This is a genomic window from Methylorubrum zatmanii (genome assembly GCF_014845115.1).
In the GTDB taxonomy this organism is placed as follows: domain Bacteria; phylum Pseudomonadota; class Alphaproteobacteria; order Rhizobiales; family Beijerinckiaceae; genus Methylobacterium; species Methylobacterium zatmanii.
Map to the genome: position 1 here is coordinate 1 of NZ_NKUI01000253.1, position 4,606 is coordinate 4,606.

The 4,606-nt window shown below is 64.7% G+C and carries 3 protein-coding genes and 2 pseudogenes; 3 read left to right on the forward strand and 2 right to left on the reverse strand.

Annotation, left to right across the window (positions count from 1 at the left end):
- A partial coding sequence (locus tag MZTS_RS22705) for a TonB-dependent siderophore receptor (RefSeq protein WP_192285516.1) occupies positions 1–1,412 on the forward strand: 1,412 nt, incomplete at its 5' end.
- Positions 1,413–1,660: 248 nt separating this feature from the next.
- Here MZTS_RS22705 and MZTS_RS22710 read toward each other — a convergent pair.
- Positions 1,661–3,097: pseudogene (locus tag MZTS_RS22710) on the reverse strand (IS1182 family transposase).
- Positions 3,098–3,207: 110 nt separating this feature from the next.
- On the opposite strand from MZTS_RS22710, the gene MZTS_RS22715 reads away from it, so the two are divergent.
- Positions 3,208–3,414, forward strand: coding sequence for a hypothetical protein (locus MZTS_RS22715; protein WP_192285517.1), 207 nt, complete (start codon positions 3,208–3,210; stop codon positions 3,412–3,414).
- 77 nt (positions 3,415–3,491) lie between these two features.
- On the opposite strand, the gene MZTS_RS22720 is transcribed toward MZTS_RS22715, so the two are convergent.
- Entirely contained in the window at positions 3,492–4,283 is a 792-nt protein-coding gene (locus MZTS_RS22720; protein WP_192285518.1) for a helix-turn-helix domain-containing protein, read from the reverse strand.
- Positions 4,284–4,387: 104 nt separating this feature from the next.
- Between MZTS_RS22720 and MZTS_RS22725 the strand changes: the two are divergent.
- Positions 4,388–4,567 (forward strand): annotated as a pseudogene (locus MZTS_RS22725) (MFS transporter); the annotation flags it as partial.
- Between the last annotated feature and the right edge of the window lie 39 nt (positions 4,568–4,606).

Consider the following 4,606-nt stretch of genomic DNA (forward strand, 5'->3'; position numbering starts at 1 on the left):
ATATTTCTGCCTGTCCTGTGGGCTGGGAATGGTGTAAAAGAAACAGGCCCACTAGCACCGCCACGACCTTCGACCGGGGCGTCGTGCCCATCAACGGCAACATCCGCGCTTTGCCACGCACCTTCTTCATCGGCGAGCCAGGCATACCGCCTGTGCGCAACGACAACGCGCTCGGCCAGCTGCGCATCGAGCACCGCCTCGACCCCGATTGGGTGGTCACCGCGGGCGCGCAGGCGCTCGGAGGCCGTCTCTACGGCGATGGCGTGGGCGCCATGAACGTGCTGAGCGATGGACGGACCTTGCGGCGCACCTTCGAACACCGCGACCTGAGTTGGTCGGATCTCGACCTTCAGCTCAACCTCGCCGGCAAGTTCGAAACCGGCCCTTTCCGCCACACCCTGCTGATGGGCTTCGAGTACGACAGCTACCGCTATCGAGAGATCTTCAACCGCTCAAACGCGAACACCAACCCTTTTGCCCTCGATTTGCTCGCGCCCCGCTACGGGCACGCGCCGCTGCCTCCGCTCGGATCGATCACCAATTTCGTCCAAAACACCCAGAGCTTTGGCGGCTACGTCCAGGACCAGATCGACATCACGCCGCGTCTCCATGCACTCATTGGCGTGCGTGTTGAGGATCTTGGCCTCGTTTCGACGGACTATCGGACTGGCCGCACCACAAGCCTGCAAGAGACGGTCGCCACGCCGCGGTTCGGCCTCGTCTACGATCTGACCGATACGGTCTCGGTCTACGGTAACTACGGCCGCTCCTTCCGGCCGAACACAGGCACGGACCGAGCGGGTCGCCCGTTCGCCTTCGAGCAGGGCGAAGGCTACGAGGCCGGCGCGAAGTTCAGCTTGCTCGATGGGACACTGAGCGCCACAGCGGCCGTGTTCGACATCCGGCGCACCAACGTCCTCACCGTCGATCCGGTCGATCCGAACTTCAGCGTTGCGGCCGGTGAGGTGCGCAGCCGCGGCTTTGATCTGACCGTCGCCGGCTACTTGGCGCCGGGGTGGCGGGTGTTCGGCACCTACACGCACGCCGATGCCGCGGTCTCGCGTGACAACACGCTGCCGGTTGGGACGCGGATCGCCAACATCCCTGCTGACACCCTCGCCATGCAAAGCGTCTACGAGTTCCAGGGGCCTGATCTGCGTGGCCTCGGCCTCGGCGGTGGTGTGACTTATGTCAGCCAGCGCGTGGCTGGCACCGCGCTCTCAACCTTTCGGCTGCCGGAGTACACGGTCTTCAACCTGATTTCGTACTATTGGATTACACCAGAGGTGCGGGTTTACCTCAACGTCGACAACCTGTTCGACACAACTTATTACGACCGGGCTTTCCAGAACCGCTATGCGACCCCGGGAACGCCCCGTACGATCCTGGGTGGTGTTGCGGCCCGCTTCTAACGAGCATCATGGCTGGGTGTTCGAGCTTTCCCCGGCAACATGTTTGCAGCCCCATGTCCGCTGCAATCGTCCGATCGTTTAGAAATAGACCGGCACGAAGCTGCGCCATTCAATGCAAGGTCGCTGCCGGATCGACAGCCGGCCCTGAAGGGGGCCATTCCAGAGTCTGCTCAGGGTGGAGACTGTGTGAGAACGCGTTTTGGTCGATCGGTGCGGAGCGGAGATGGCGCGCGAGGTGCGGCGTGCTCTCACGCCCAGAGGGTCGTGAGGAGCGGTTCAACTCCGAGGATCGCCAGCACCCTCTTCAGATTATAGGCCAGGACTTGCAGGCTCATCTCGGTCGCCACGTTTTTCAACCGTCGCGTCCGGAAGTGGGTCGCCCCCATCCAGCCCTTGAGCGTCCCGAACACGTGTTCGACCGTCTGCCGCCGCGTGCGCATCGCGTGAGGATCCGCGTCGAGCCGGCGCTGCACGGCTTCCAAGACCGCCTCGTGCTCCCAGCGCGTCACCCGCCGCTCCTTGGCTGGAGTGCAGCGCGCCTTGAGCGCGCAGCCGTGGCAGGCCGTCGTCCAGTAGCGCCGTAGCGTCAGCCCACCCTCGACATTCGTGTAGCGGTAGGGGAGTTGCTCACCGGCCGGACAGCGGTAGGTATCCGCCTCCGCCTCGTAGACGAAGTCCTGTTTGCCGAAGCGCCCTTCCGCCTTGGCACCCGAGGTCAGCGGCTTGGGCAGTGTCACCGCGATACCAGCCTGATCGCAGGCTAGGATCTCCTCGCCCGAGAAGTAGCCGCGGTCAGCCAGCACGCTGAGCGCTTCATGCCCGGTTGCGACCTGGCCCTGGCGGCTCATGTGCGCCAGCTGGGTGCGGTCGTGCCCGACGTTGGTGACCTCGTGGGCGACGATCAGATGATGCTCGGTGTCGACGACCGCCTGCACGTTGTAGCCGACCATCCCAGTCCCCTTGCCGCGCGTGGCCATCGCCCGCGCGTCCGGATCGGTCAGCGAGATCTGCCGGTCGGGGGCGGCTTCGACGAGCGTCTCCATCGCCTGCAGTTCGCGCATCCGCATCCGCAGGGCGTCCAGACGCTCCGCGATGCGCACCTTGCGCACGTGGGCGACCTCGTCCTCCTGGCGATCGGCGGTGTCGAGGGCGGCGAGATAGCGCGCGATGCTGGCCTCGATCTGCTCGATGCGGCGCCGGACCGCCGCCGGGGTAAAATTGCGATCACGCGTGTTCACCGCTTTGAAGCGGCTGCCGTCGAGAGCCACGACACCACCGGCCAGGAGGCCGAGTTGTCGGCACAGCACCACGAATTGGCGGCAAGCGGCCTGGATCGCAGGACCATTATCGCGCCGGAAGTCGGCGATGGTCTTGAAGTCGGGGGCGAGGCGGCCGGTCAGTTACATCAGCTCGACGTTGCGACCGGCCTCACGCTCCAGACGGCGGCTGGACGTAACTTGGTTGACGTAGCCGTAGAGGTAGAGCTTCAGCAGCGTCGCGGGATGGTACCCGGGCCGTCCGGTCGCGGCCGGCATCATGCTCGCAAAGCCCAGGGCCGTGAGATCGAGCTCGTCGACGAACAGGTCGACGACACGCACCGGATTGTCTTCGGACACATAGTCGTCCAACCGGTTCGGCAACAGCGTGATTTGGTGGCGATCCGCACCACAGATGAACCGCGCCATACACGCCTCCGCTGTCCCGCAGAGACTATCAGAACCACTACGTTTTCACACAGCCTCGGTGGGAAGCGGACGAGCATGCCAAACAGTGGCACGTCTGCTATGTTGCCTGGATGCGTACTGCCGAAACCGAACTTGAGATGGTCAGGCGGCACATCAAGGAAGGTGCCGAGCACCTGACGAAGCAACGCGCGCTCATAGCTCGTCTCCGGGATGCTGGCTTTTCGAGCGCAGAGGCAGAGGCGCTGCTCGTCAATTTCGAACACAGCCAGCGCCAGCATGAGGATCACCTCGCGCGGATCATGAGTAAGCAGGGGTAAGATATCCGATCAGGGTGGGCAGCGGGCTTTGCCGCCCGGACTGTAAGCAGACGTTTCACCTCCGACTCAACTCAGCCTCAGGGTTCGACAGAAGAAATACTCTCAGGCGGTCGCCTGTCGGATGTCTGCATCGGCAGCAAACCCTTCGTCCGCTCCCGCAGGGCTTGAATGCTGCGATAGCCGACAGAGGCCGCGACTTGGCGCGGCGTCCACCCATCGGCAGCAAGTGCCAAGGCCCGCACGACCCTCGCCCGGGCCCGCCATTGACCGAAGGTGAGTCCTGTCTCGCGGCGGAACCTGCGCGTCAGGGTGCGACGACTGAGGCCGGCGCGATCCGCCCAGGCGTCGAGGTCGAAGGTTGTTGCGGGCGCCTCAATGAGGCCGAGGCAGACCCGGCGCAGGCGGGGATCGCTTGGCAAAGGCAAGGTCAGCTTGGTCTCCGGCGCCCGCTGGATCTCGTCCAGCACCAGAGCAGCGAGGTGCCCGCCTCGAGCCGCTTCGTCGTAGAGGACTGGTTCCGCCCCGAGGGCCGCAAGGCTGGCGGCGAGTAGGGCCGAGACCTCGATGACGCGGGCTCTAGTGGGAAAGCCTCGCACCGCCTCGGCGGAGAGATAGGCCGAGCACATCGCGACCGCCCCGTGCATCGCCACCGCATGTGGCAAGCGCGGCGGTATCCACAGGGCATGGCCTTCGGGAACGACCCAGGTCCCGTCCTCGGCGGTAGCCATCATCAGGCCGGCGGTGGCGTAGAGCAGCTGCGCCCGCGGGTGGGAGTGGGGATCGATGCGACTGCTGGCGGCGTAGTGCTTCGGCATCACCGCAACGGCGCGGGGGACGTCCTGGTAATCCTCCGCGCGGATCGAACGCATAGTGCCTAACTCTCGCCCGTTCTGGCCCGACCGCGTGCATCTTCGGCCCGACGGCATACAACGGGTCAGATAGGAAGGGGCAGGCTTACGGAGATGCCTGACTCATGGACGCCGAGACCCTGTCCCGCCGCACCCTGCGCTTCGTCAACGTTGCGCATGCCCTCGACCACTTCGTTCTCCTCATCTACCCGACCGCCGTCATCGCCATCGCGGCACGAACGGGCTTGGAATACGGCGAGTTGATCGGGCTTGCGACCGGTGCCTTCGTCGCCTTCGGACTCTGCTTGTGATTAGGCGTGGAATAAGGGCTCTGACTCACTTTT

Coding starts and splice junctions, on each gene's coding strand:
- MZTS_RS22720 (WP_192285518.1), bottom strand. CDS start 4,283: ATGCGTTCGATCCGCGCGGAGGATTACCAGGACGTCCCCCGCGCCGTT.
- MZTS_RS22715 (WP_192285517.1), top strand. CDS start 3,208: ATGCGTACTGCCGAAACCGAACTTGAGATGGTCAGGCGGCACATCAAG.